27 protein-coding genes are annotated in these 24560 nt (G+C 53.8%); 9 read left to right on the forward strand and 18 right to left on the reverse strand.

Translation table 11 applies throughout. The features are described from left to right. Positions 1–68: 68 nt before the first annotated feature. From H7F08_RS03655 to H7F08_RS03670, 4 genes are all read left to right on the forward strand, one after another. On the forward strand, positions 69–473 hold the full coding sequence (locus tag H7F08_RS03655; protein WP_193639894.1) for a PAS domain-containing protein: 405 nt from the start codon (positions 69–71) through the stop codon (positions 471–473). Then, positions 473–787 carry a hypothetical protein gene (locus H7F08_RS03660; protein ID WP_031571313.1) on the forward strand — a complete coding sequence of 105 codons (315 nt, stop codon included), beginning with the start codon at positions 473–475 and terminating at the stop codon, positions 785–787. The genes H7F08_RS03655 and H7F08_RS03660 overlap by 1 nt, the downstream gene beginning before the upstream one ends. A gap of 2 nt (positions 788–789) precedes the next feature. After that, positions 790–2100, forward strand: coding sequence for an AMP-binding protein (locus tag H7F08_RS03665; protein ID WP_193639895.1), 1311 nt, complete (start codon positions 790–792; stop codon positions 2098–2100). Between the two features lie 73 nt (positions 2101–2173). Next, the gene (locus tag H7F08_RS03670) at positions 2174–3550 is read left to right on the forward strand and encodes an APC family permease (RefSeq protein WP_193639896.1); all 1377 of its coding nucleotides are present in this window, start codon (positions 2174–2176) and stop codon (positions 3548–3550) included. A gap of 2 nt (positions 3551–3552) precedes the next feature. Here H7F08_RS03670 and H7F08_RS03675 read toward each other — a convergent pair whose 3' ends face one another. From H7F08_RS03675 to H7F08_RS03700, 6 genes are read right to left on the reverse strand one after another with little or no spacing between them, the layout of a single operon-like run. Then, positions 3553–4143 carry a DUF3833 domain-containing protein gene (locus H7F08_RS03675; RefSeq protein ID WP_193639897.1) on the reverse strand — a complete coding sequence of 197 codons (591 nt, stop codon included), beginning with the start codon at positions 4141–4143 and terminating at the stop codon, positions 3553–3555. Next, positions 4140–5426: an MFS transporter gene (locus H7F08_RS03680; protein ID WP_031571305.1), complete on the reverse strand. Its 1287-nt coding sequence runs from the start codon at positions 5424–5426 to the stop codon at positions 4140–4142. The genes H7F08_RS03675 and H7F08_RS03680 overlap by 4 nt, the downstream gene beginning before the upstream one ends. Then, positions 5419–5955 (reverse strand): chalcone isomerase family protein, encoded by a 537-nt coding sequence (locus H7F08_RS03685; protein ID WP_024894761.1) that lies wholly within the window; start codon positions 5953–5955, stop codon positions 5419–5421. The genes H7F08_RS03680 and H7F08_RS03685 overlap by 8 nt, the downstream gene beginning before the upstream one ends. Next, positions 5948–7165, reverse strand: coding sequence for an SAM-dependent methyltransferase (locus H7F08_RS03690; RefSeq protein ID WP_051690533.1), 1218 nt, complete (start codon positions 7163–7165; stop codon positions 5948–5950). Before H7F08_RS03690 ends, H7F08_RS03685 begins: the two co-directional genes overlap by 8 nt. Beyond that, entirely contained in the window at positions 7162–7929 is a 768-nt protein-coding gene (locus H7F08_RS03695; protein WP_193639898.1) for a DUF1365 domain-containing protein, read from the reverse strand. The genes H7F08_RS03690 and H7F08_RS03695 overlap by 4 nt, the downstream gene beginning before the upstream one ends. Further along, complete coding sequence (locus tag H7F08_RS03700; protein WP_193639899.1) at positions 7905–9224, reverse strand: NAD(P)/FAD-dependent oxidoreductase; 1320 nt, start codon at positions 9222–9224, stop codon at positions 7905–7907. Before H7F08_RS03700 ends, H7F08_RS03695 begins: the two co-directional genes overlap by 25 nt. Before the next feature lie 280 nt (positions 9225–9504). Here H7F08_RS03700 and H7F08_RS03705 point away from each other — a divergent pair, with 280 nt between their 5' ends. The 4 genes from H7F08_RS03705 to H7F08_RS03720 are packed head-to-tail and all read left to right on the forward strand — an operon-like array spanning position 9505 to position 12551. Beyond that, a complete protein-coding gene (locus tag H7F08_RS03705; RefSeq protein ID WP_080707771.1) occupies positions 9505–9672 on the forward strand; it encodes a DUF2256 domain-containing protein in 168 nt (55 codons plus the stop codon). Next, positions 9596–11269 carry a cryptochrome/photolyase family protein gene (locus tag H7F08_RS03710; RefSeq protein WP_193639900.1) on the forward strand — a complete coding sequence of 558 codons (1674 nt, stop codon included), beginning with the start codon at positions 9596–9598 and terminating at the stop codon, positions 11267–11269. The genes H7F08_RS03705 and H7F08_RS03710 overlap by 77 nt, the downstream gene beginning before the upstream one ends. A gap of 20 nt (positions 11270–11289) precedes the next feature. Continuing rightward, positions 11290–11898: a hypothetical protein gene (locus H7F08_RS03715; protein WP_193639901.1), complete on the forward strand. Its 609-nt coding sequence runs from the start codon at positions 11290–11292 to the stop codon at positions 11896–11898. 5 nt (positions 11899–11903) lie between these two features. Next, positions 11904–12551 (forward strand): molybdopterin-dependent oxidoreductase, encoded by a 648-nt coding sequence (locus H7F08_RS03720; protein ID WP_031571292.1) that lies wholly within the window; start codon positions 11904–11906, stop codon positions 12549–12551. Positions 12552–12577: 26 nt separating this feature from the next. Here H7F08_RS03720 and H7F08_RS03725 read toward each other — a convergent pair whose 3' ends face one another. From H7F08_RS03725 to rpmB, 11 genes are all read right to left on the reverse strand, one after another. Next, positions 12578–12799: a hypothetical protein gene (locus H7F08_RS03725; protein ID WP_031571290.1), complete on the reverse strand. Its 222-nt coding sequence runs from the start codon at positions 12797–12799 to the stop codon at positions 12578–12580. 76 nt (positions 12800–12875) lie between these two features. Then, on the reverse strand, positions 12876–13442 hold the full coding sequence (gene dcd, locus H7F08_RS03730) for a dCTP deaminase (protein WP_010637093.1): 567 nt from the start codon (positions 13440–13442) through the stop codon (positions 12876–12878). A gap of 1 nt (position 13443) precedes the next feature. Continuing rightward, complete coding sequence (gene apbC / locus H7F08_RS03735) at positions 13444–14520, reverse strand: iron-sulfur cluster carrier protein ApbC (RefSeq protein WP_010637091.1); 1077 nt, start codon at positions 14518–14520, stop codon at positions 13444–13446. Positions 14521–14602: 82 nt separating this feature from the next. Beyond that, positions 14603–14917, reverse strand: a complete 315-nt coding sequence (locus tag H7F08_RS03740; RefSeq protein WP_193639902.1) for an antibiotic biosynthesis monooxygenase family protein — start codon at positions 14915–14917, stop codon at positions 14603–14605. A gap of 35 nt (positions 14918–14952) precedes the next feature. After that, positions 14953–15789, reverse strand: coding sequence for a 4-hydroxy-tetrahydrodipicolinate reductase (gene dapB / locus H7F08_RS03745; RefSeq protein ID WP_031571285.1), 837 nt, complete (start codon positions 15787–15789; stop codon positions 14953–14955). Continuing rightward, positions 15789–16934, reverse strand: coding sequence for a molecular chaperone DnaJ (gene dnaJ / locus H7F08_RS03750; RefSeq protein WP_193639903.1), 1146 nt, complete (start codon positions 16932–16934; stop codon positions 15789–15791). The genes dapB and dnaJ overlap by 1 nt, the downstream gene beginning before the upstream one ends. 66 nt (positions 16935–17000) lie before the next feature. Continuing rightward, complete coding sequence (dnaK, locus tag H7F08_RS03755; protein WP_031571281.1) at positions 17001–18905, reverse strand: molecular chaperone DnaK; 1905 nt, start codon at positions 18903–18905, stop codon at positions 17001–17003. Positions 18906–18951: 46 nt separating this feature from the next. Continuing rightward, complete coding sequence (locus H7F08_RS03760; protein ID WP_193639904.1) at positions 18952–19476, reverse strand: nucleotide exchange factor GrpE; 525 nt, start codon at positions 19474–19476, stop codon at positions 18952–18954. Between the two features lie 72 nt (positions 19477–19548). Further along, positions 19549–20574 carry a heat-inducible transcriptional repressor HrcA gene (gene hrcA / locus H7F08_RS03765; protein WP_024892957.1) on the reverse strand — a complete coding sequence of 342 codons (1026 nt, stop codon included), beginning with the start codon at positions 20572–20574 and terminating at the stop codon, positions 19549–19551. 219 nt (positions 20575–20793) lie between these two features. Then, the gene (gene rpmG / locus H7F08_RS03770; RefSeq protein ID WP_010637078.1) at positions 20794–20949 is read right to left on the reverse strand and encodes a 50S ribosomal protein L33; all 156 of its coding nucleotides are present in this window, start codon (positions 20947–20949) and stop codon (positions 20794–20796) included. An 11-nt stretch (positions 20950–20960) separates the two neighbouring features. Further along, positions 20961–21197: a 50S ribosomal protein L28 gene (gene rpmB / locus H7F08_RS03775; RefSeq protein WP_024892956.1), complete on the reverse strand. Its 237-nt coding sequence runs from the start codon at positions 21195–21197 to the stop codon at positions 20961–20963. 119 nt (positions 21198–21316) lie between these two features. On the opposite strand from rpmB, the gene metG reads away from it, so the two are divergent. Further along, the gene (metG, locus tag H7F08_RS03780; protein ID WP_193639905.1) at positions 21317–23371 is read left to right on the forward strand and encodes a methionine--tRNA ligase; all 2055 of its coding nucleotides are present in this window, start codon (positions 21317–21319) and stop codon (positions 23369–23371) included. 10 nt (positions 23372–23381) lie between these two features. On the opposite strand, the gene H7F08_RS03785 is transcribed toward metG, so the two are convergent. Then, positions 23382–24503, reverse strand: coding sequence for a 3-deoxy-7-phosphoheptulonate synthase (locus H7F08_RS03785; protein WP_010637072.1), 1122 nt, complete (start codon positions 24501–24503; stop codon positions 23382–23384). Positions 24504–24560 lie beyond the last annotated feature (57 nt).

The following is a 24560-nucleotide window of genomic DNA, read 5'->3' on the forward strand; positions in this document are numbered from 1 at the left end:
GCTGCCTGACAACATCATGGCACAGAATCTGTTCTGCCTGTTATTGTGTCTTTGTCCAAGGAACGTGAATGTTAGCCCACAATTTTGTTGCAGATGCCATCCTGAACAACCCCGACCAGATCAATGCGCAAATGGCTGACCGGCAGAGTTTTGGCATCATTGCTCTGGACAGTCACGCTCAGGTAAAAATTTTTAACGCAGCAGAGGCGCGGCTCAGTGGTTTGTCTGCGGACGAAGTTCTGGGGCGTAATTTTTTCACGGAAGTCGCACCCTGCACAGCCAGCCGCCTGTTTCGTGGAAGATTCCGCCAAGGTATTCAGGAGGGGTCTCTGGACGCGCATTTTTACTATACGTTCACCTATCGTATCCGCCCTATCTCTGCCCATGTGCACATGTTTTACGATATGCGTAAAAGTCCGCTTTTTTTTATTTTTATTGATCGCATTATTCAGTTGTACGAGGATCTGGGCTGATGCAGATTCCTGCGGAAAACCAAGTCATTACCCAGTTTCTGGCGTATGCCGATGAACTGCTGCAAGCGCTGATAGATCTGCCCGAGATACATCAGGAACAACGGCAACTTTACCTGGTCTGCCTGAACAGCCTGTGGCAAATGCTGAACAACGCCTTTCAGCAGGATGGCGGTCATTTCCTGAACGAGCAGCAAATTGCGCTTTTACAAATGGTTGACCGGGAAATCCAGCACATTGAAAGTGACATTCCCGAAGATTTTCGTAACCAGCTGCACTTGTTGTTAAGGCAAATGAATTTGGATCTGGTGTCCTGAACTTGTCAGGTCGCCATAAATTTCTGCATCAACTGGCAGAAGGTCTGCATCAGGGTTTTGCACTGGATTGGCACCGGAATGGTAATACCCATGCCTGGCCGGGACAGTCGCTCTGGGCCAGAGCCGCCCGTATCAAAACCCGCTGGCGCCGCGCCAAAATCATCCCCGGAAGCAGAATTGCAGTCAGCCTGCCCAACAGTCCCGCATATTTGGCCTATATGCTGGCCTGCTGGATGGGTGACTGGACATTCTGCCCCGTCCCTACCCTGCACCCATTGGAAATCCAGCGCCGCCTGCAACTGCTCCAGCCCGCACTTTGGATACATTACTCATCAGATCGTGTTCAGGAAGAAGTTCAGGAAGGTGGCATCCATGACGATCAGGATGCGGCCCTGATTTTGTGGAGCTCGGGCAGTATGGGTTCCGGAAATGCTTACCGACTCAGCTTTGCAGCGTTAGATTGGCAGGTTGCCACCCATTTACCGGCACTGCAACTCAGCGCCGATAGCCTGCTCTGGAACACCCTACCCTGGGCCCATGCCTTTGCGGGTGTGCTGGAATTACTGCCCGCCTGCATGGCAGGTAGTGTTATTCAGGTAGAAGCACAGCGCGCTCGCCATCCCCCCCGGGACTGCACCCATCTCTTGACGGTTCCGCGTATAGCACGCCTGCTTACCCCAAAATTCTTGCATAGCTTACAAGGTGGCATCATTGGCGGAGCCCCCATTGGTAAAGTCCTTGCCAATCAACTCCAGGGCACTGCGCTGCGGGTGGGTTATGGACAAAGCGAGGCCGGGCCGGGAATCACGCTGGGGCCTCCCGGAGAGTTTCAGCCATTTATCCTGGGACATTCCCTGGTGGAATATGCGTTGCGTGGCGAAACCCTCCATTATCATTCACCCGGGCAAGCTGATGCCCGCCTGTCCGCGTCGGGTTGGCAAAACATTCAGGATGATCAGGGCTGGATCAACAGTGGCGATGAAGTCAGCCAGGATCCTGACGGCTGCTTGTTTTGGTGCGGCCGTGAAGATGGGGGATTCAGTCTGGCAAATGGCCACAGCATCCGTCCTGAAGCGGAGGAAGCCCGGTTGACGGACCAGTATCCAGAGGCCGAAAGCATTATCATTGGCGCGCCAGGAGCACGGCACCTGACCGCCGTTGCAAAAGTACCCGGCGAGCAGGTCTCTACATTACGCAAACAATGGCAAGAGCCCTATCTGCTGTGCATTCCAGCGGCACGGTTCTGGGACGATGCGCCAGTGCCGCAGGGCAAGCCCAGTCGGCGCTGGCTGTATTCACACTGGCCGGACTAACGCTCTCATCGCTTTCATAGGGCCATCCCCTTATAATTTTTCACTACAGTCAGAATAATGGGTATCCCGATTTATGCACTCCAGCTCCAAGTCCGTCAGCCCCAGTGAAATTTGGGGCCATGCGGTCGCCAACATTACCCCCTCGGCAATGCCCGCCGTTACCATTTCCCTGGTGGCGGTGCACAGTGGCAATTTTACCTGGCTGGCCTATAGCGTCATAGGCATCCTGATGATGCTGGTCGCCCTGCAAATTGGTATTTTGGCACGGCATTTCCCTTCTCCGGGCTCCTTGTTTTTTTATCTGAGCAAAGCCTTGCACCCCATAGCCGGGATGCTGGCGGGCTTTGTCATGATTGCCGGATATTTTGGTGCCCTGGCAGCTGCGCCCCTGTTAGGAGGCCTGTTTCTGGAGCAGGCCCTGGCCTTTTTCTGGCCCATTCACGGCATCGGCTGGATTGCGCTTATTGCTTTTGTATACCTGCTGATTGCCTGGAGACTGGCGCGGCGCGGCATTGAAATTTCCGCCCGCTGGGGACTTTGGGTGGAAATTTTTTCCATCGCCTGCATTGTGCTGATTGCCGCATTTACGCTGGGACATTTTGGCTGGCGGGATCCGGCTCAATGGCATTTTGCGCAACTGCAGCAAAGCCCGTTTACCCAGGCTTTAATATTATCCCTGCTGGCTTACGGCGGTTTTGAAACAGCCGGAAACCTTGCCGGGGAAACCCGGGCTGCGCGCACGGCTATTCCCAAGGTCATGCTCTTTTCCGTGGGGATGGTCGGCTTGTTTTTTGTGGCTATGGCCTACATTGAAATTCTGGCCTTTGCCCACATCCCCACCGCCATTGGTAACAGCCCTGCTCCTCTCAACCGGATTGCCGAGGCTATTGGCAGGCCCTGGCTGGGCATTTTTTCGGATCTGGCCATGGCTACTGCTGCTTTTTCAGCGACCATCGCCACCCTGAATAGTATTTCCCGCATTTTATTCAGCATGGCGGGACATCAAGTCATCAGTCAGTATTTGCATTTCCGGCACCCCTCGCATGGGACCCCTACCCGCGCCCTGGGTCTCCTCGCTATGCTGGTTCTGTTCAGTATAGTGGTGGTGAGCGTGGGCCATTTTTCCATTTTGTCCGTGGTCGGGACTTTTGGCACATTTACCGGATTGGCTTTTTTGTTGATTTACAGCCTCGCCAATATTGCTACGCCTCTGTATTTATTTCGACAAAAACATGTCTGGCGCTGGTTCAGCCTTATCATCGCCGTCATTTCCCTGCCGCTGCTGCTCAAAGTACTGGAAGTCAGTTTATGGCCCTTACCTGCCGGCGGAGAAGGTGCTGCCACGGTGCTGTTTGTGCTACTCGTGCTATTGGTATTTATCTGGGGTTTGCTATGGGCCCGCTTCAAACCCCAGAAATTGCAGCAACTGGTTGAACTTGTTGATGAATAAAACTATTTAATTGCGGCGACTTTTTCCCGATTAGCCGCCGTATCCGGCAATTTATGCATCTCCAGAAAGATGTTGCCGGCATGGAATCCATACCAGGTGACGTCAGTGTGATCCATGACCGTATCGGGAGTGATCATGTACATCCAGTCATTGGCGTGCAGATTGTAAAAGCTTTTACCGACCGGCTGACGCACATCGTAGGACCAGTGCAGGGCAAATCCGAAGGCATCACCAGAAGCCTTTTTGACATCACAGGCCGAACCTTCAGCACTGCCAACAAAGTGATGTGTACTGGTTTCAGTAAGATGCCAGACCCGCTGTTGATAGGTCTTTTTACCGGCAGCATCAAAATAGGTGAAGTTTTCCACCAGAGTTCCCTGATTCCCCTGCCAGGAGCCCATCATGCGCACCACAAAACGATTGACGACCTTACCTGAACGATTTTCAAAAACGCCCTGGGCCATCAAGGGGCCATTAAAAAACGTCTTCAAATCAAATTTAGGATGGCTTTGTGCGTATTCCTGCGGCTGAGTGGCACAACCAGCCAGCGCCATCACCAAAGACAAGCCCAAAACTTTATGTACTGTATTCATGATACCCTCCCAGATATGGAACCAGAAAAACGTAACTCCCGACCTTCTACCGACCAATAGCCCATCAAAATAATGGCGATGATTTTGGTCAGCGCCGGAATCACGGCATAACAAAAAGACAAGGCCCAAAGATCTTTCCCTGAGGAATAACCGAGAGCCTGCAAAAGTGGCAATATCAAACCGGCGCCCAAGGCTGTAGCGGCTTTGCCCACCCAATTCAACAACCCGAAATAATTTCCCGGTCGACTGCGACTGTCCTGATCACTGTGATCTGCCAGAAGACTGGGCGGCAGGGCCTGATCTGCCCCGAGAGTCAAACCGGTAAATACACAAATCAGCGCGTAGCCCCAGACATCACCGCTGCGTAGAAAAAAAGCACAGAAAAATGCCAGGGTGGCAATGAACATGGAAAGGCGCCAGGCCAGACTCTTACTGAAATGACTGGATAACCACAACCATAAAGGCATTCCCAATGCGCCCGAAAGAAAGTAGGCCAGTAGAAATAAGGGAGCCAATTGATGCGCACCAAGAATTTCATCCACAAAAAAGAAAAACAGGGTTCCAGCTACGGCATTGGCAGACTGCGACAAGGTATAAATAATCAGCAAGTGCCGTAATGACTTACGTCGCAACGCGGAAAAAAATGCCCACCACGGCGTTTTCTCGCCGACCACCGGGCGCTGCATACTGCGCCTTTGCAAAGGCATTACGGCCAGAATGAGCAACATCGCAAAAATACCCGCAAAAATTTCCAGACCATGATGACGCCCAAAATGCTTCATCAACAGGTCGGGTAATGCGGCTGCAAGTAACACCCCAATTAATGCACCAGCCTCGCGGCTGGTCGTCAGCCAGGTCCGGCCATTGTAGTCATGGGAGAGTTCTGCACCCAAGGCCTGATAATTGACACTACTGACACTGAAAAATATATAAAAAACAATGAGAGACAAGCTCAGACTCAACCAGATCATGCCTGCCAGCGGATTGAACAGCAGATAAAAACCCAGAATCATTCCGGGAATACCCAGAAGAATCAGCAGACGCCGCCCCCGGTGCTGTTCTGCCCAGCGATCACTCCAAAGCCCGATCAAGGGATCCTGCACGGCATCCAGCAAGCGGACTGCCAACAAAATTACCCCCAGCAAACTCAGGGACATCCCAAAATCCGTGGCATATAAATGGGGTATTAACAGATATACAGGCAAGGCACCAAATGCCAAAGGCATTCCCAGCGGAGCGTAAAGCAGGAGCATTTTCAGGGAGGGCCTGTCCTGCTTATTCATGCAGGTCCAAAAGCTTTTTGCGCAAACCCGGTACCTGGGTATGGGGACTCAACCAGATGGCAAAAAAGTCCGGACAAAATTGCGGGTCATCAATTTTGCTATGGAGCACGCCATTATAATAAAATGCCGTGTATTTCCCGGGCATACACAAGCCGACAATCTGATCACCGGATTGCACATCCGGGAATGCATGCTGGAGGTCAGTCCGATATTTTGCCAACTGAGCGGCATCCAGATCATCCAGTCGCCGCATTTCCTTGAGCGAAGTCTTGACCAGCTCGTGGCTGCTGAAACTGCGCTCATAGTCAATGCCCAAGGCAAAAGTCCGGGTGGGTGTGTACTGATCGCCGCTGATCCACAACGCCGCGTTATAAACACTGAAAAAAAGCCAGTTCAGATGTCCCGCACCCAGCAAATGCAAATCCGGAGCCGCCGTTTTTACCGCTGCCGGCAATGGCACCTTGGGCGCTGCAGACCAAGCGAACGGGCTCATCAAAAGCAAACAGAAAATAGTCAGTAGCTTAGCCATGAGTCAGGGTTACCTGGGTCAGATCAATTTCTCCTTCCGCAAAACCGGCTTCGCAATAAACCAGATAAAAGCGCCACATTTTGCAGAATACCGAGTCATAACCGAGGCTTTTAACGGCCTCTTCCTGAATATCAAAACGATGACGCCAAATGCGCAAAGTCCTGGCGTAGTCCTGACCAAAATCTTTGCGTTCGAGCAATTGCAAACCGGCTGTAGATATTTCTTCCTGCAGCCGGGCCGGAGAAGGGAGCATCCCGCCTGGAAACACATAATGACGGATAAAATCAGAACTTCTCTGATAGGCCGAAAAACGCGCATCGGCGATGGTAATACTCTGGATCAGCGCCCGTCCGCCTCTGCGCAGCAGCTGGTGAATTTGCTGAAAATAAATGGACCACCATTCAGCACCCACCGCCTCGAGCATTTCGATGGAGACAATTCCATCATAACGACCCTGTAAATCCCGATAATCCATCAGGGAAAATTCCGTTAAATGACTGAGCCCCTGTTTTTCAAGCCGCTCTTTCGCATAAGCCAACTGCTCTTTTGACAGGGTAATACCATGCACAAAAAACCCGCAACGCGCTGCATATTCGGCAAATCCACCCCAACCACAGCCTATTTCCAGAAGTCTTGATCCAGGGGCCAAATTCAGGGCACTGAGCGCCCGTGCATATTTTCTTTCCTGGGCGTCAGTCAGCGTCAGGGAATCGTCACCATCATACAAGGCACTGGAATACGTCATACTCGAATCCAACCAGAGCTGGTAAAATTCATTGCCCAGGTCGTAGTGAAACGAAATATTCTTGCGGCTACCGCGCCGGGTATTGGCGCGCAACAGTCGGTTCAGCAGGGTGAATATCAAGCGCCGGAACCATGAACCCTCAACGAATTTTTCGACCATGGCACGATTGGCAATAGCCAGACGCAGCAATGCCACCGGATCACTGCTCTCCCACAAGCCTTCCATGTAACCGCGCCCGAAAGCAATATCACCATCCCGTGCCAGCAGCGACAAAATCCGCCAGTCATTCACCACCCACTCGGCTTGAATACCCGATTCTGCCCCCTGAAACTGCAAAATTTCCCCTTCCGGGGTTTTCAGCGTCAATTGTCCGCAATGCATGCCTTCCAGCATCTTCAGCAAGCTTTGTGCAGAGCGGGGAAGTCCTGACATAGGAATTCTTTGGTTACCAAGCGCTGTACTCATAAACTGATCTCCTGCTGGGGGGGCTCCGGTTTTTTATGAAAACGAATGTGCGCACGCCATAGTCGGATGGCCTGCCAATGAATAAAAAAAACGACTGAGAAGGTCATGAAAGGCTGCTGCAAAACGGCCCGCCAGATGCTGGAAATATTCAGATCACGGCGCTGCCCCGCAATTTGCGTGATGAGACATGGCGCGCCATCCGCATCCAGATAATGAATATCTGCCTGAAACCCTTGATCTTCGAGATGAAAGCGAAAGCGATACTGCCCTTCTACCGGTAAAAACGGGGATACATGAAAAGCCTTATTGGCAACCAGCCAGTCACCCTTGCCGATAGCGCGCCGGTCTGCGTGCGCCAGTAAATAACTATGGTGCTCGCCGAAAGTGTTGTTCACCTCAGCCAGCACGCCGCGCAGTCTGCCGGCTTCGTCCAGGCCCAGCCAGAAACTGACCGGATTAAAAACGTACCCCCAAAGACGGGGATAGGTGACCAGGACAAAGCGGCTGACTTCAATCTGCTGCTCGGCAAAAATGTCGCGAATCCAGGCTGAAAGTGGCGAATTATCACGGCCGCCATGATCACGACTGTGAAAACGCAGGGGACTGAAGCGGCAAAGAATTTTCTGCAGCAGCGACAAATCATCCAGATCAAAGCAAATACTGAAGGTCCGGTAATGAAATGCGCGTCGCAACGGCTGCAGGCGACGATGCATGACGCGGCCCAGCAGAAGCCCGCCCTTCAGCGTAGAACTTGTTGTGGCCATGTTTCCATCCGGGGTTCAGTGGCAGGACTTGCCTGCTCTTGCCAGGTAGCGCGAATACCCATGTCATTGGCGACTTCGACGGCACTGCGCAAACCGTCTTCATGAAAACCATGGCCCAGCCAGGCACCACAAAACCATAAGCCATCTCGACCCTGCAGACGACGCACGGCCTCCTGGCCAGCCAATGCCCCATGATCAAATACCGGATGGGCATAATGAAACTGTGCCCAGGTTTTTTGCGGATCCGGTACGCGCTGCGGGTTCAAAGTAACCATAACCGGCGTCTTGAAGGGCAGAGGTTGCAACTGATTGATCAAATAGGTGACAGCTACCGAACGCCGGGCGTCGGCAACCCCTTCTTCATGAAAATTCCAGGCAGCCCAAGCTTTGCGATGCTTGGGAAGAAAACTTTCATCCCAATGCAGGTAGGCTTCATTGTCCTGATATTGACACTGCGCCAGCGCCGCGCTTTGTTCTGGCCAATGGTCACCCAGCAACTTTCTGGCCTGATCGCCATGCAGGGCGCAAATGACCTGATCAAAGTGTTCTTTCTGATTGCCGGCAAACTGGACCATGACCCCGCCTTCCGGAGCCGGATGCAATGCTTCCACCGGCGCATTCAGACGGACATCGCTGAGCTGTCGAGTGATGCGCTGGACGTATTCACGGCCTCCACCAACAACTGTCCGCCATTGTGGCCGATCAAAAATCTGTAACAGTCCATGATTCCGGTAAAACTGCAAAATGGAACGCGCCGGATAAGCCAGCATGGTTGCGGTCGGGCAAGACCAGATGGCTGCCGCCATGGGAAGAAGATAGGCTGTTTTGAACCACTCCCCGTAGGCTCCCCGACGCAGAAACTCGTCCAGGGTGATGTCAGCATCGCTTATGTTTAACCAGGCCAACGCCTCGCGATTGAAGCGCAAAATATCCTTGAGCATTCCCCAAAAAGCCGGACGCAAAATATTCCGCTTCTGGGCGAAAAGCGTGCTCAGACTGGAGCCGCACCATTCCAGATTCAGGGCAGGAAGGCGCACACTGAGGGACATGTCACTGGCGGTCCAGGGTACATTCAGTTCCGCGAAAAGCCCCAGCAAATTCGGGTAGGTTCGATCGTTAAACACCAGAAAACCGGTATCTACAGGTGCTGAAACGCCCTGCAGGCTGACATCCAAGGTGTGAGTATGACCGCCGGGGTAGTCCGCCGCCTCGAAAACACTCACGCTATGCGTTTTCCGCAATATCCAGGCGGCCCCCAGCCCGGAAATACCTGCACCAATGATGGCAACTCGCATAAATCTCCTTTATTGTTTTTAAATGTATTGTACAAGTACTCACTTAGTATAGGATAACGCAAAGCTCCCCAAACATCCTATGTCGGTTCGAATGATCCAGAACCTGCAATGCCTCGGTACGCTCAAATCCCCACAGCACAACCGCAACACCCTGGCAAAGTGGCCTTATCAGCTATTACGCAAATACTTCGTCAGTGGATGCAGGTTCAGACACCTTGCGCATTGCGCCGAAGCCTTGTTAGTCTTATTGTACTATACAATTTCTAATTTTGTATAAGCCATGAAACCCCTACAACGTCATCAGGAAGAAAAAATCTGTGTGGTCTGCCAGCGCCCCTTTACCTGGCGTAAACGCTGGAAGCGCTGTTGGGATGAAGTACGTTATTGTTCAGCCGCCTGTCGAAAAAATCGGCATCACTCCGGAAACCAGCCCCATGTCTCAGACTGAAAGGACTGTTCGTCATCTGGTAGTGATTCTCGGTGACCATCTGGATCCGGACAGCCTGGCCCTGGAAGGCTTCGATCCGGATCAGGATCTGTGCTGGATGGCCGAAGTGCCCGAAGAGTCCAGCATAGTCTGGTCGCATAAGGCCCGCATTGCCCTGTTCCTGAGTGCCATGCGTCATCATGCTGCAGCCTTGCGGCAACGTCGCTTTCCTTTGGAGTATCTGACCTTTGGCACGCACCCCTATCAGAGCATGAGTCAGGCCCTGGAAGCGGCTCTACTACGCTGGCAGCCCCGGCAAATCATCAGCCTGCGTCCCGGCACCTGGCAGCTGCGCGAAACCATTCTTCACTGCGCAGAAAGTAGGCAGATTCCCTGGCAAGAACGGCGTAATCTTAATTTTCTGTTTTCAGTCCCGGAATTTGGCCAGTGGGCAGAAAATCGTCGCCAGATGCGTCTCGAGTTCTGGTACCGCCACGCCCGGCAAAAAACCGGGATACTCATGGATAATGATCAGCCGGTTGGCGGGCGCTGGAATTTTGATCCGGAAAACCGTCAGCGTCCCGGTTCTCAGGGTCCCGGCTGGATTCCGGAACCTTTGAGTTTTACTCCGGATGCCATCACCCGGGAAGTCATGGCCCTGGTCGAAACACAATTCGCCGAACACCCGGGTAACCTGCAACACTTTGACTGGCCGGTGACTTCCCAACAGGCCCAAGCTGCGCTTCAGGATTTTCTGGATAGTCGTCTTGCACAATTTGGCCCCCTGCAGGATGCTTTCTGGCCAGGACAGGTCTGGCTTTATCATTCCCGGCTGTCTGCAGCGCTGAATCTCGGCCTGATCCGTGCCATAACGGTCATTCAGGCGGTGGAAGAAAATTTCCGGGCTGGTAAAGTTTCCATCGCCTCTGCAGAAGGATTTATCCGGCAAATTTTGGGCTGGCGCGAATACATACACGGCCTCTATTGGCTGCACATGCCCCAATGGCTGCAGCAGAATATCCTCCAGGCCCATCAGCCCTTGCCGGAATTCTACTGGACGGCAAAAACCGACCTGTCCTGCCTGCAGGACACCATCGCGCGCACTCTGGAGCATGGTTATGCCCACCATATTGAAAGACTGATGATTACCGGTCTGTTTGCGTTGCTGCTGGGTGTCGAACCGCAAGCCATTCATCGCTGGTTTCTGGCCATTTACGTGGATGCCGTGGAGTGGGTGGAGCTGCCCAATGTCATCGGCATGTCCCAGTATGCAGATGGCGGCTGGATGGCATCCAAGCCCTATGTCGCCAGTGGTAATTATCTGCAGAAAATGGGCGGGCATTGTCAGCGCTGCCCGTATGAACCCAAATTGGCTAGCGGCGCAAAAGCCTGCCCCTTTACGGTGCTGTACTGGGATTTTCTGCAGACGCACCAGGAACGTTTCCGTCAGCATCCGCGTACCGCCCTGCAATGGAAGCATCTGGAACGCATGTCCGATGACCGTCTTGCGGCGATTCGCGCCCAGGCTCAGGTGATACGCAAAAACCTGGAAGATGGTCACGCATTCGAGGTGAATATAATGCATCCGGAACCCGAAATTTCACGTAATCTGGAATAAGTCTACAAGCGAGGCAAGACATGGCAGAAATCATTCATATTCCCGGCAGCGTATTCTCCGCTCAGACGCCTGAAAACCTGGTGGAATATCCTGTTTATGCCAAGATTTTGCATCTGGGACTGGTGCTGAGTGTTACCTTTGAGTTATGGAACAGCCTGGCCGCCTTGTGGTTTGCCAATTTCACCTGGTTCCCGCTGCATGTACTTGCCGGGCTGATTCTGACCGGCTGGCTGGTTCTTACCTGGTTGGTGTATTTACTCACACCCTGGGGACGTCATCTTTTGGGTACCTGGTTTTCCTGGCGCACCCCTCAAGCCGTAGGTCATGACCTTGCCCGGCTATTTCGCGGAAAATTACCCAGTCATGGGGTCAGGCCGGGTTTATCCAGCCTCTGGCAAGCCATTTTTTTCATCGGAGTCAGCATCGTGACCTTTGGGGGCTTTCTTGGCTGGCTCGTTCTGCGTGGAGACCTGCATCTGAGCGGAGGCGCACAAATTGGACTTACGCTAATGCGCCTGGGTACCCCCCTGTTAGCCTATTTCTGGATAGGCCATGTTGTCATGGCCACTTATCATGCACTGCGCGGCGACGCCCTTTGGCGTATATTCGCCGTCTGGAAAAGAGGATAAAAGTCATGTCAATCAATCGTCGAGAATTCCTACGCGCAGCGGGTGACCTGATTTTGGCGACTGGAGCAGGTAGTCTGGCATATCCTGCCCTGGCTTGGGCGGATACCAAAATCCCGGTTTTTCCGGAGTATTACACTTATGCCGGGTTTTATCCCAAAATCAATCCCGATACCTATCGTCTTGAGACTGCGGGACTCATCAACAAACCTCAAATTTTCACCCTTCCCGAGTTATATCAACTCAGCAAGGATCGGGAAATCGAAACCTTTCACTGCGTAACCGGCTGGATTGTCAACAATGTTCACTGGCAGGGTATTGCCCTGTCGCATTTTCTGGAGCAGATACAACCTCAGGCAAGCGCCCGCTATGTCGCTTTTTACAGCGCCGATGGCGTCTACGTAGACAGTCTTTCCATGGATCAGGCTCGCGCCCCCGGAGTCATTCTCGCCACGCACATTTCCGGACAGCCGCTGCTGCGAAAAGGCGGATATCCGCTGCGTCTGCTGGTCCCGCAAATGTACGGCTACAAAAGTGTCAAATGGGTCAACAAGATTGTGCTGGACAGCACCCGCCCACAGGGCACCTGGGAGAAGGACGGTTATGCCAACAATGCCTACATCAAGAAGGGTTTCAGCTTCATGGACCTGCTGTAAACCGGAAACGTTGATTTCTCTGCCATTTAGCGGAATTTAACTGGTCGCCGGAAACGGCGGCCAATCAACAGAACAATCAACCCGACCACAAATAAAATAGCTCCACGGATAATCCAGATGGTTTCATTGATCATGAAACTGCTTTTCGGGTAGGGAAATATTCCGGTGCCCTGCAGAAAAAACAACAGGCCTGAAAGCATCAGAAAAATGCCGATGATACTGAGTATGACCAATGCTGTTTTGCGCATGACAACACCCTCAAATGAATCCACGGTTATTTAAATTAACATCTGCCAGGACTGATTTTTCCGCTTACAGAACCACTCAAGCCTTGGGAAGAGTCACACCACTTTGGCCCTGATATTTACCACGCCGATCCGCATAGGACACTTCGCAGACCTCATCAGACTCAAGAAAAAGTACCTGGGCGACACCTTCATTGGCGTATATTTTGGCCGGCAACGGCGTGGTATTGGAAAATTCCAGGGTCACATAGCCTTCCCACTCCGGCTCAAAGGGCGTGACATTCACAATAATACCGCAACGCGCGTAGGTACTTTTACCCAGACAAATGGTGAGCACATTGCGGGGAATCCGGAAATATTCCAGGGTACGCGCCAAGGCAAATGAATTGGGTGGAATAACGCAGGTATCCCCACTGAAATCCACAAAAGAATCTTCGCTGAAATTTTTGGGATCGACGATGGCACTGCGCACATTGGTAAATACCTTAAATTCACCGGCGCAGCGAATATCATAACCATATGACGACAAGCCGTAGGAAATGATGGGACTGCCCTCTACATGGCGCACCTGACGGGGGGAAAAGGGCTCGATCATCCCCTCATTTTCTGCCATGTGCCGAATCCAGCGATCGGATTTGATACTCATTTTAGCGATTCTGCACGACAATATTGGGGAATTTGTGGCTATGATCCACGGCCTGATTGGCCACCCGCCCGGCCACATGACGCGCCAGTTCGATGTAGATTTTGGCCAGACGCGAATCGGGTTGCGCCACCACCGTGGGCGCTCCATTATCAGCTTCGCTGCGAATGCTGCGGTCCAGAGGGATGGCGCCCAGAAATTCCACACCATCCTGCTCGGCCATGCTGGCACCGCCGCCATGTCCGAAAATATCGTCCTCATTGCCACATTTGGGACAAATATAAAAACTCATGTTCTCGATGATCCCGAGGATTGGAACCCCGACTTTCTCAAACATTTTCAGACCCTTGCGAGCATCCAGCAAGGCAATATCCTGGGGCGTGGTGACAATGACCGCCCCGGAAACCGGCACTTTCTGCGCCAGGGTCAACTGGGTATCGCCCGTACCCGGTGGCAGATCGATGACCAGATAATCCAGTTCTCCCCAGCGGGTATCCGAGAGCAGCTGCTCCAGCGCCTGCATGACCATAGGCCCGCGCCAGACCATGGGGGTTTCTTCGTCAATCAGAAAACCGATGGACATGGCTTTAAGGCCATGCCCCTCCATGGGTTCCATCTTTTTTCCATCCTTGCTGGTGGGTTTACCGGAAATACCCAGCATGCGCGGCTGGCTGGGACCGTAAATATCGGCATCCAGAATCCCTACCCGGGCACCTTCCCTGGCCAGCGCCAGCGCCAGATTTACTGAGGTGGTTGACTTGCCCACGCCACCCTTGCCCGACGCTACCGCAATAATATTGCGCACGCCTTCCATGAGCTTGACGCCGCGCTGGACCTGATGGGTGACAATACGATGACTGACCGAAACATCCGCCTGCAGGCCGTGGTCATTTTGAATCTGCCGCGCCACATCCTGACTCAGACTGATAGCTACACCAGCGCTGGGATAGGGTAATTCCAGTTTGACCTGGTTACCGTCCACACTTTTGAGTACGCCGGCTTTTGCGAGGGTTTTACCCAGATAAGGGTCTTCCATTGCCTGCAATGACTGCTCTACTTGTTCCCGCGTCAATTCTGCCATGCTCGTCCTCATCTCCGGCATCCAAAGCTGCCGTCATATTAAGTGGTGTATCCGCAAAAATCTGTTTTTTCGCGGCAGTGGATCAAGGTGCGGTCTCTGCACTGATCACGACTTCGTGACGCTCCAGACCGCCCCCTTCACCAAAGGCTTCCTTGGGCAGCGGATTGGTATGGGCCGCCTTGAAATCGTCACTTTTCATCCAGGCCTCGAACGCTGCCTGATCAGCCCAGTGCGTCAGCACGACATAAACGCCGTCATCATTGACCGGACGCAAAACCTCCATGCGCACAAATCCCGGCTGCTTATCCACTTCTCCCGCGCGTTTTTGAAAACGTGCCTCAAACTCGGCCCGATATTCGGCCTTTACAGGTACCCGATTCGCGACAACACATTGCATGATAGCTGCTCCTCGTTACTTAAGTGCAGGGAAAATTACAGGACCGGCCCCTGCTTCAAACCCAGAACGTCCTGCATATCGTAAAATCCGGGGCTTTGTACCGCCAACCAGTGCGCCGCCCGCAGTGCGCCCTCGGCAAAATTCAGACGGCTGGCGGCACGATGGGTCAATTCCAGTCGCTCGCCCGCGCCCGCCAGCCATACCGTATGTTCACCCACCACGTCAGCAGCACGCAAAGTGGCAAAGCCAATACTGCCTTCCTGGCGTGGCCCCCGGATGGTATTACGATCAAGGCACTCCACGTCCTTGAGATCGACACCGCGTCCCTTGGCAACGGCGCGCCCCAAAGCCAGCGCGGTTCCGGATGGCGCGTCCACCTTGTGACGATGGTGGGCCTCGACAATTTCCACATCGTAACTTTCCCCCAGCGCCTTGGTGATAGCCGGAAGATAAGCCAGCAACACATTGATGCCAACACTCATATTGGGGGCCAGGAGCAGGGGAATATCCCGGCTGGCGGTTTTCAGCACATTTTGCTGTTCGGAAGAAAACCCCGTCGTACCAATGACGATGGGCGTGTTCGTTCTCTGACAAGCCAGCACATGGTCCAGCGCGGCGGCTACCGGACCGAATTCAACGACCACATCCACGGCCTTGTCCTGCGCCAACACCGCACGCAAATCTGCCGTGACCGGCACGCCCAGTGGCATAACCCCAGCAAGACGGCCGGCGTCTTGCGTCAGATATTCGGCACCTGCACGACCAATGGCTGCGCTCAGCTGCAGGTCATCGCGCCCCTCCAAAGCCTGGATCAGCGCCCGGCCCATACGTCCCGAGACTGCGGTTATAGCGACGCGGGTTGGCTGGTTCATCAGAGCCCCATCCGGTCCAGAAAGTCTTTGGCCTTGTTCCACCAGCTTTCCTGCTGGGGATGCTGACTCTGATCTGCGGCAGTGCTGGCAAATTCTTCCAGCAGTTCTTTTTGTCGGGCCGACAGATGCACGGGCACTTCCACCTGCAGGCGACAATGCAAGTCACCATGCAGCTTGCTGCGCACCCCCTTGATACCCTTACCGCGCAGGCGGAACACCATGCCGGACTGGGTTCCCGGCGCAATCTGGATTTTGGCCCGACCCGTCAAAGTGGGCACTTCCAGTTCGCCCCCCATGGCCATGGTCGTGAAATTCACCGGAACAGCACAATGCAGATCATCTCCATCGCGCTCGAACAAGCTGTGCGGCTGGACCCGCACCTGAATGTACAGATCACCCGCCGCTGCGCCGCGTTCCCCAGCTTCCCCTTCACCATTCAGACGGATGCGGTCGCCCGTATCTACTCCGGCCGGCACTTTGACTTCGAGATCACGGGTTTTGCGGACCCTGCCGTGCCCCTGACAATTGCTGCAGGGATCCTTGATGGTTTTGCCGCTGCCATTACATTGCGGACAGGGACGTGTCACCGAGAAAAAACCCTGAACCATCCGCACCTGACCGCGCCCCGCACAGGTACTGCAATCTTCTACCTTACTGCCCGGTTTTGCCCCGGTACCATGACAAACCTCACAAGGTGCGGAACTGGGAATCTGAATAGTGACCTGCTTACCCAGTGCCGCTTCTTCCAGCGTCAGATCCAGCTCATAACGCAAATCCGAGCCGCGCCCGGAATCCTGGCCACGCCCACCGCCACCAAAAGCCTGTTCAAAAAGATCCCCGAAAATATCGCCAAAGCCAGCACTGCCGCCTCCAAAACCTCCGAAGCCGCCACCAAAACCACCGCCGGGACCAGAACCACCCTGCACCCCGGCGTGCCCGAAGCGGTCATAAGCCTGACGCTTGGAAGCGTCGGACAATACCTCATAGGCTTCGTTGATTTCCTTGAAGCGGTCTTCCGCACTGGGATCATCGGGATTGCGGTCCGGATGATAGCGCATCGCCAGACGACGGTAGGATTTTTTGATTTCCCCATCGTCGGCGCTGCGGGTAATTTCCAAAATTTCGTAATAATCGCGTGTAGCCATTTTTTATCCTGAAACAGGCAAGGGGACAGGATACCAGATCCTGCCCCCTTATCACCAAAGTCTGAATTACTTTTTATCGACTTCTTCAAACTCCGCGTCGACCACATCATCCGCCTTGGCTTGCCCTTCACCCTGAGCAGTTGCGCCGGGCTCCGCCTGACTGCCTGCCGCACTTTGCAGCAGCGTGGACATGGCCGCCATCAAGGTCGCCACGGCGCTCTTGATAGCTTCCGGGTCTTCACCCTTGGCAGCATTTTCCGTCGCCGTAATGGCTTCAGTGACCTTAGCCTTGTCCGCTTCCGGTGCCGATGCCTGTTCAGTCAGCGCCTTGCGTGCGCCGTGAATGCTGGCATCCGCTTCGTTACGGGCTTCAATCAATGCCCGCGCCTTCTTGTCATCGGCTGCGTGCGCTTCAGCTTCGGCGACCATCCGCTTGATTTCTTCCTCGGAAAGGCCGGAACCTGCGGTGATCTTGATAGACTGCTCCTTGCCGGTCTGGTTGTCCTTGGCCGACACATGGAGGATACCGTTGGCATCAATATCAAAAGTCACTTCAATCTGCGGCATACCCCGTGGCGCCGGAGCAATATCGGCAAGATCAAAACGGGCCAGGGATTTGTTATCCCGGGCCAGTTCACGCTCACCCTGCAAAACATGCACGGTCACTGCCGACTGGTTGTCTTCTGCCGTAGAAAACACCTGGGACTTGCGGGTCGGGATGGTCGTGTTTTTTTCGATCAGCTTGGTCATTACGCCGCCCAGGGTTTCGATGCCCAGAGACAGGGGGGTGACGTCCATGAGCAGCACGTCCTTTTTGTCGCCAGACAGCACTGCACCCTGAATGGCCGCACCAATGGCCACCGCCTCATCAGGATTCACGTCCTTGCGCGGATCCTGACCAAAAAAGTCTTTGACCTTTTCCTGAACCTTGGGCATCCGGCTCTGACCACCCACCAGAATCACATCAGTCACCTGACTGGTGGACAGGTTGGCGTCCTTCATGGCAACCCGGCAGGGGGCCATACTGCGGTCAATAATGTCTTCCACCAGAGATTCCAGCTTGGCCCGGGTCAACTTCATGTTCAGATGCTTGGGACCACTCTGGTCGGCGGTGATGAAAGGCAGGTTGACATCAGTCTGCTGCGCCGAAGAAAGCTCAATTTTGGCTTTTTCCGCCGCTTCCTTCAGACGCTGCATGGCCAGACGGTCACTGCGCAGGTCGATACCGGCTTCGGCTTTGAAAGAATCCGCCAGATAATTGATGATACGATTGTCGAAGTCACCACCACCCAGGAAAGTATCCCCATTGGTAGACAGCACTTCAAACTGGTGTTCACCGTCCATTTCGGCAATTTCGATGATGGATACGTCAAACGTCCCACCGCCAAGATCGTATACCGCAATTTTGCTGTCGCCGGGCTTTTTGTCTTCACCAAAAGCCAGGGCCGCTGCGGTAGGCTCATTGATGATACGCTTCACTTCCAGACCGGCAATTCGACCCGCATCCTTGGTAGCCTGACGTTGGGCATCGTTGAAGTAGGCAGGGACGGTAATGACAGCCTCACTGACCGTTTCACCGAGATAATCTTCCGCCGTCTTTTTCATTTTCTGCAAAATGAAGGCCGATACCTGTTGCGCGGAATATTTTTTATCGCGCACTTCCACCCAGGCATCGCCGTTCTCAGCCTTCACCACCTTATAGGGAACGTGCTTCAGATCTTTCTGAACTTCGGCATCGTCGTATTTACGACCAATCAGACGCTTCACTTCATAAATAGTGTTTTCGGGATTGGTGACTGCCTGACGTTTTGCCGCTTCGCCAACCAACACCTCGCCCTCTTCAGTGATCGCGACAATGGAAGGCGTCGTCCGCTTGCCCTCACTGTTTTCAATGACCTTGACCTTGTCGCCTTCCATGACGGCGACGCAAGAATTGGTGGTGCCCAAATCGATGCCAATTACCTTAGCCATTATATGTTCTCCTGAATTAAAAAATTTGTGTTTATATCAACAATGATTACGCAGTTTTGGGTGCCTTGGACACCGAAACCATGGCGGGACGCAGCAGACGGTCATGCATGAGATAACCTTTCTGATGCACCGCAAGAATCCGGTTTGCATCTCCTTCCGATTCCACCATGGCAATCGCCTGATGCAGATGCGGATCAAAACGCCCTTCGCCCATTTCTATGGGGGCGATGCCCGCTTTTCCCAAGGCCTGGGCAAACAGAGTCAGCGTATTTTCAATACCCTGGCGAAACTGCGTGACCGCTTCATCGCCTTCCAGAGGCGTCGCCAGGGCCAGTTCGAGACTGTCGATAACCGGCAGCAATTCCCGGGCAAAGCGGTCTACGGCATAATTACGGGCATCTTCAATCTGCTTTTCCGAGCGCTTGCGCTGGTTTTCGGCATCGGCCAAGGCCCGCAGATAATCATTGCGATAGGCTTCCGCCTTCTCCTCCCAATTGACTTCTTCCGCCTCGGATGCGGCTGGTGTATCGGTGTCTTCTGGCGACGCTACGGGTTTTTCTTCTTCACTCATGCGCAATTCACTCCTGATCGTTTGGATGTCCTCCATATGGGGAGGACCCGGCGGCATTTCAAGCCAAGCCACTCAAGATTGTGACAAGGCCCGCCCCAGTAAATGGGCGGTGCCATCCACCAGGGGAATAATCTGTTGATAGGGCATACGCATGGGTCCAATCACGCCGAGCACGCCCAGCACCTCGCCATCAACCACGTACGGCGCTGAGACGACACTGCAATCGCTCAAGGGCGCAAAGCCCGATTCCTCACCAATGAAGAGGCGCACTTCACTGCCGCGCATGCTGCCATCCAGAAGATGGACCAGGTCACGCTTCTGCCGCACCGCATTGAGTAACTCGCGCAGACGTTCACTACCGGCCAGTTCCGGCAGGTCCAGCAATTGAAACTCCCCTTCAATAAGCATGCGCTGCTGATCTTCTTCCAGCATTTCCTCACCCAGCTCCATGGCACTGCGCAATATGCGGTCCATTTCGTGACGGGATTGCTGCAGATCGCGCTGCAAATGCTGGATGACTTCCTGCAAGGGGCGACCACCATAACTTTCATTGAAGAAATTGGCCGCCTGATTGAGTTCAGCGGCACTGAGGGCGTGTTCGGTGCGAATCAGGCGGTTTTCGACATCGCCCTTATCGGTCACAAAAATGGCCAGCACTTCCTTTTCGCGCAGTGCCAGAAAATCCACATGGCGCAACGTTCGATTGGCACGTCGGGGCACACGGACAAACCCCGCCATGTGGGTCAATTCCGAAAGCACCTCCGTGGCCGCATGGAGCACCTGCTCGGTATCCGGAATGTAGTGCCCCAACCGATGAATCAGCAGTTGATGGGACTCAGGGGACAGCGGCACCACCCGCAGCAGCGCATCCACAAAAAAGCGGTAACCAACATGGGTAGGAATGCGTCCGGCAGAAGTATGGGGGGAAATCAGATAACCTTCATCTTCAAGATCCGCCATGACATTACGGACCGTAGCAGGACTGATATTGAGACCGGCGCCCTTGGCCAACTGGCGACTGCCGACCGGTACACCATTGGCTATATGCTGCTCGATGAGGGATTTGAGCAGGTGCCGCGCACGTTCATCCATAGCCATCAGATTTGTCCCCAACAGACGAGATTATCCTGTGCTGTTGCCAGGCCGCATGAATATCCGGAGAACAAGAAATTGTGGACGATGCACATATGATTGGAATGGGGTCCTTGGCACTCAACCATCAGGAGTGCTAATAACTTAGCAAAATATGATGGTTGAGCAAAGAACCAACCGGCCTCTCCTGAAGATTCAGGGCAGACCGCAGGGAGGCACAGAAAATTACTTGATTTTGTCTTCCCGGTAAGCCACGTGCTTACGGACTTTGGGATCGTACTTTTTCATTTCCAGCTTGTCCGGTGTGGTCTTCTTGTTTTTGGTCGTGGTGTAGAAATGACCGGTACCGGCCGTGGAAACCAATTTGATTTTGTCGCGCATCAGTTAAATCCTCAGATTTTTTCGCCGGCAGCACGCAGTTCAGCCAGAACCGCATCAATACCTTTTTTGTCGATGGTACGAATACCCTTGGTGCTCACCCGCATACGCACCCAACGATTTTCACTTTCTACCCAGAAACGATGATACTGGAGATTGGGCAGAAAACGCCGACGGGTCTTGTTGTGGGCGTGCGAAACATTGTTTCCGGCCATAGGCTTTTTGCCGGTCACCTTGCAAACTCTGGACATCAGATAAATCTCCCTGAAAAATGGCGCCCTTTATACCATGGATCAGCAGTGACTGCCAGCATCAAAAATCGTTCAACAGCATTGCCTGACAAGCGCTTCCCCTGTAATTTATGGCTACTATGACTAAACGCATCCTGATTACCAGCGCCCTGCCCTACGCCAATGGTCCGATTCACCTTGGCCATCTGGTTGAATACACCCAAACCGACATCTGGGCCCGCTATCAGCGCCTGCGGGGTCATGATTGCGTTTACGTCTGCGCCGATGATGCCCATGGCACGCCCATCATGCTGCGCGCCCAGAGTGAAGGCATCACTCCGGAAGCCTTGATAGCACGCATGCATGAAGAGCATCTGCGCGATTTTACCGGCTTTGGCATCGGTTTTGATTTGTACCATAGCACCCACTCACCGGAAAACTTCGAGGTATCGCAGGAGATTTATCGGGCTTTGCGCAGTGCCGATTTCATCAACATCCGCGAAATCGAACAGGCTTATGATGCCGTTGCTGGCATCTTTCTACCGGATCGTTTTATACGCGGGACCTGCCCCCGTTGCCAGGCACCCGATCAATATGGAGACAGCTGCGAGGTCTGTGGCGCTACATACAGCCCCACCGACCTGATCAATCCGGTGTCTGCCGTATCGGGTGCAGTACCCGAACGTCGCCAATCCGAGCATTACTTTTTCCAGTTGGGGGATTTTACCGGGTTCCTCAAACAATGGATTCACAGCGGCACCCTCCAGGAAGAAGTCGCCCACAAGCTGGATGAGTGGTTCAGTATTGGGCTGGCCGACTGGGACATCAGCCGCGATGCACCTTACTTCGGCATCCCCATTCCCGATGCGCCGGGCAAGTTTTTTTATGTCTGGCTGGATGCCCTGCCCGGTTACATGGCAGCCACCCGCCACTGGTGTGCCAGTCATGGTCGTGATTTCAGTGATTACTGGGGACCCGACGCCAGCGCCGAAATTTATCATTTCATTGGCAAGGATATTATTTATTTTCATGGCCTGTTCTGGCCGGCGATGCTCAAGGGCTCCGGACATCGTCTGCCTACCGGTATTTTTGCTCACGGACACCTGACCGTAAACGGTGCCAAAATGAGCAAGTCCCGGGGGACTTCCATCACTGCCGGACAATATCTGCAACATCTCAATCCCGAATTTTTACGCTATTACATTGCCACCCGACTCAACAGTCATGTCGAAGACATTGACCTCAACCTTGAAGATTTCCTGCTGAAAGGCAACGGGGATCTGGTTGGCAAGGTCGTCAATCTGGCCTCGCGGGCGGCAGGATTCATTCATCGCTTTTTTGCCGGGCAACTGGCCCCATCACTGGGATCCGATCAGGCATTTTACGATAGTCTGCTGGACAGCCAGGAAGCGATTGGCGAGGCTTATGAAAGTCGCGAATATGGCAAAGCCATGCGCGACATTATGGCGCTTGCCGACCAGATTAATGCCTACGTAGACCAGAATGCCCCCTGGGCGATGGCCAAAAATCCTGAACAGCGCGAAGCATTACATCGCGTTGTCACTGTGACTCTGAATGGCTTCCGCATTCTGGTGACTTTACTCAGCCCGGTCATTCCCGAACTGGCGCGCAAATCGCTGGCATTTTTACAAACGGAGCTCAGCTGGCCGGGACTCAGCCAACCCCTGTTGAAGCACAACATTCAGCCCTACACCCATTTATTGCAACGTATGGATAAATCCCAGGTGGACGCCTTGATTCAATCCCCCACAGAAACACCCGGTACCCAAGGTACAGCAACGAAGCCCGAACATGACGGCAAAGCGGCAGCAAAAACAGCAGCAGCTGCGCCCGGCACGGAAAGCAGCACCATCAGTATTGAGGATTTCAGCAAGATCGATTTGCGCATTGCCCGGATTGTTGCGGCGGAAGCGGTGGAAGGTGCGGACAAGTTACTGCATCTAACCCTGGATATTGGCGAAGAAAAAACCCGTTCGGTGTTTGCGGGTATCAAGAGTGCCTATGATCCGGCCAGCCTGGTGGGACGTCTGACGGTCATGGTGGCCAATCTCGCGCCGCGTAAAATGCGTTTTGGCCTGTCTGAGGGCATGGTCATGGCCGCCAGTGGTCCGGCGGGGGGGCCTTTCCTCCTGTCTCCAGATGCCGGTGCCGAACCCGGCATGCGGGTGAAGTAGGACTGCGACCCTACTCCGCGACACCCTGAGCGGCGGCCAGAAGCACCCGCTCTTCGTAGGTTTCCCGGGCCAGACGGACATCTTCCAGAAACCAGGGTAACTCTTTCAGCAGCAAGGCCTGAGGACCATCTACCAGCGCAGTTGCCGGATCCGGATGAAAATCCACCAGAACCATGTTGGCCCCCGCCACAACCCCCTCTGCGGTAGCATGAAAAACGTCAGGAATTCCGTCCGGCCCGGCATCACGACTGCCCACGGAGTGAGAGGGATCAATGCAGACCGGCATCCGGGTAAGACGCTTCACGGTGGGCACCTGGGCAAAATCCACAAAATTGCGATGGGGGTCACCAAGGTTGGTTTTCATGCCACGCAAGCCAAACACCACCTTGGTATTCCCCTCTGAGGCCAGATATTCTGCTGCGTTGAGGGACTCTTCCAACGTGATGCCGAAACCACGCTTGAGCAGCACCGGAAACTCGGTCTGCCTTCCCACGGCCTTGAGGAGTTCAAAATTCTGGGTATTACGGGTGCCAATCTGGAGCATCACTCCGGTTGGATGTCCGGTTTTTTCCAAAGCCTCACGGATCTCATCCATGTGCGACTCGTGGAGAATTTCCATGGCAATCACCCGCATTCCATATTTGCCAGCCAGCTCAAATACATAGGGTAAACAGGCCTGGCCATGTCCTTGAAAGGCATAAGGGCTGGTGCGTGGCTTGTAGGCCCCCATACGGGTGCAGACCTGGCCGTTTTCCTGGAGTGCTTTCATCATCTGCTCAACGTGCTCGGGCGTATCGACCGCGCAGAGACCCGCAAATACATTGAGGTTATCCTGCCCAAAATGGACGCCGTTGTAGTCAAAACCCTGGCTGCGATGATCGCCGGAATGCCGCCCAAGCATCCGATACTCCTTGGAAACCCGAATAGCCTGCTTCACGCCGGGCAAGGCTTCCATGTCTTCCACCCGCAACGATTTGGTATTGCCAATCAGATAAATTTCGCTGAGCAACTGCTCGACGCCCTGTTCCTGATGAATCCGGTATTGGATATCAGACATGGCCTTGAGACGGGTCAGCAACTGTTGAAAAATGGGCGACTGCTCCGCCAGATCTGCTTCTAAAATCAGGATCATGTTCTAAGTCCTCTTGCGCTGTCTGAATGCTGATGGATTAGCCGGACCAAAGGATAA

Source organism: Acidithiobacillus sp. HP-11 (assembly GCF_015100075.1).
Taxonomy (GTDB): domain Bacteria; phylum Pseudomonadota; class Gammaproteobacteria; order Acidithiobacillales; family Acidithiobacillaceae; genus Acidithiobacillus; species Acidithiobacillus thiooxidans.

Bases quoted from the DNA above. Each gene is read 5' to 3' on its own strand.
- dapB (WP_031571285.1), bottom strand. From the start codon at position 15,789: ATGAACCAGCCAACCCGCGTCGCTATAACCGCAGTCTCGGGACGTATG.
- H7F08_RS03760 (WP_193639904.1), bottom strand. From the start codon at position 19,476: ATGAGTGAAGAAGAAAAACCCGTAGCGTCGCCAGAAGACACCGATACA.
- H7F08_RS03655 (WP_193639894.1), top strand. From the start codon at position 69: ATGTTAGCCCACAATTTTGTTGCAGATGCCATCCTGAACAACCCCGAC.
- H7F08_RS03700 (WP_193639899.1), bottom strand. From the start codon at position 9,224: ATGCGAGTTGCCATCATTGGTGCAGGTATTTCCGGGCTGGGGGCCGCC.
- H7F08_RS03785 (WP_010637072.1), bottom strand. From the start codon at position 24,503: ATGATCCTGATTTTAGAAGCAGATCTGGCGGAGCAGTCGCCCATTTTT.
- H7F08_RS03670 (WP_193639896.1), top strand. From the start codon at position 2,174: ATGCACTCCAGCTCCAAGTCCGTCAGCCCCAGTGAAATTTGGGGCCAT.
- H7F08_RS03710 (WP_193639900.1), top strand. From the start codon at position 9,596: ATGAAGTACGTTATTGTTCAGCCGCCTGTCGAAAAAATCGGCATCACT.
- dnaJ (WP_193639903.1), bottom strand. From the start codon at position 16,934: ATGGCTACACGCGATTATTACGAAATTTTGGAAATTACCCGCAGCGCC.
- H7F08_RS03720 (WP_031571292.1), top strand. From the start codon at position 11,904: ATGTCAATCAATCGTCGAGAATTCCTACGCGCAGCGGGTGACCTGATT.
- rpmB (WP_024892956.1), bottom strand. From the start codon at position 21,197: ATGTCCAGAGTTTGCAAGGTGACCGGCAAAAAGCCTATGGCCGGAAAC.
- H7F08_RS03725 (WP_031571290.1), bottom strand. From the start codon at position 12,799: ATGCGCAAAACAGCATTGGTCATACTCAGTATCATCGGCATTTTTCTG.
- H7F08_RS03675 (WP_193639897.1), bottom strand. From the start codon at position 4,143: ATGAATACAGTACATAAAGTTTTGGGCTTGTCTTTGGTGATGGCGCTG.
- dnaK (WP_031571281.1), bottom strand. From the start codon at position 18,905: ATGGCTAAGGTAATTGGCATCGATTTGGGCACCACCAATTCTTGCGTC.
- metG (WP_193639905.1), top strand. From the start codon at position 21,317: ATGACTAAACGCATCCTGATTACCAGCGCCCTGCCCTACGCCAATGGT.
- H7F08_RS03715 (WP_193639901.1), top strand. From the start codon at position 11,290: ATGGCAGAAATCATTCATATTCCCGGCAGCGTATTCTCCGCTCAGACG.
- H7F08_RS03680 (WP_031571305.1), bottom strand. From the start codon at position 5,426: ATGAATAAGCAGGACAGGCCCTCCCTGAAAATGCTCCTGCTTTACGCT.
- H7F08_RS03690 (WP_051690533.1), bottom strand. From the start codon at position 7,165: ATGAGTACAGCGCTTGGTAACCAAAGAATTCCTATGTCAGGACTTCCC.
- H7F08_RS03660 (WP_031571313.1), top strand. From the start codon at position 473: ATGCAGATTCCTGCGGAAAACCAAGTCATTACCCAGTTTCTGGCGTAT.
- H7F08_RS03685 (WP_024894761.1), bottom strand. From the start codon at position 5,955: ATGGCTAAGCTACTGACTATTTTCTGTTTGCTTTTGATGAGCCCGTTC.
- H7F08_RS03740 (WP_193639902.1), bottom strand. From the start codon at position 14,917: ATGCAATGTGTTGTCGCGAATCGGGTACCTGTAAAGGCCGAATATCGG.
- H7F08_RS03695 (WP_193639898.1), bottom strand. From the start codon at position 7,929: ATGGCCACAACAAGTTCTACGCTGAAGGGCGGGCTTCTGCTGGGCCGC.
- rpmG (WP_010637078.1), bottom strand. From the start codon at position 20,949: ATGCGCGACAAAATCAAATTGGTTTCCACGGCCGGTACCGGTCATTTC.
- H7F08_RS03705 (WP_080707771.1), top strand. From the start codon at position 9,505: ATGAAACCCCTACAACGTCATCAGGAAGAAAAAATCTGTGTGGTCTGC.
- hrcA (WP_024892957.1), bottom strand. From the start codon at position 20,574: ATGGCTATGGATGAACGTGCGCGGCACCTGCTCAAATCCCTCATCGAG.
- dcd (WP_010637093.1), bottom strand. From the start codon at position 13,442: ATGAGTATCAAATCCGATCGCTGGATTCGGCACATGGCAGAAAATGAG.
- apbC (WP_010637091.1), bottom strand. From the start codon at position 14,520: ATGGCAGAATTGACGCGGGAACAAGTAGAGCAGTCATTGCAGGCAATG.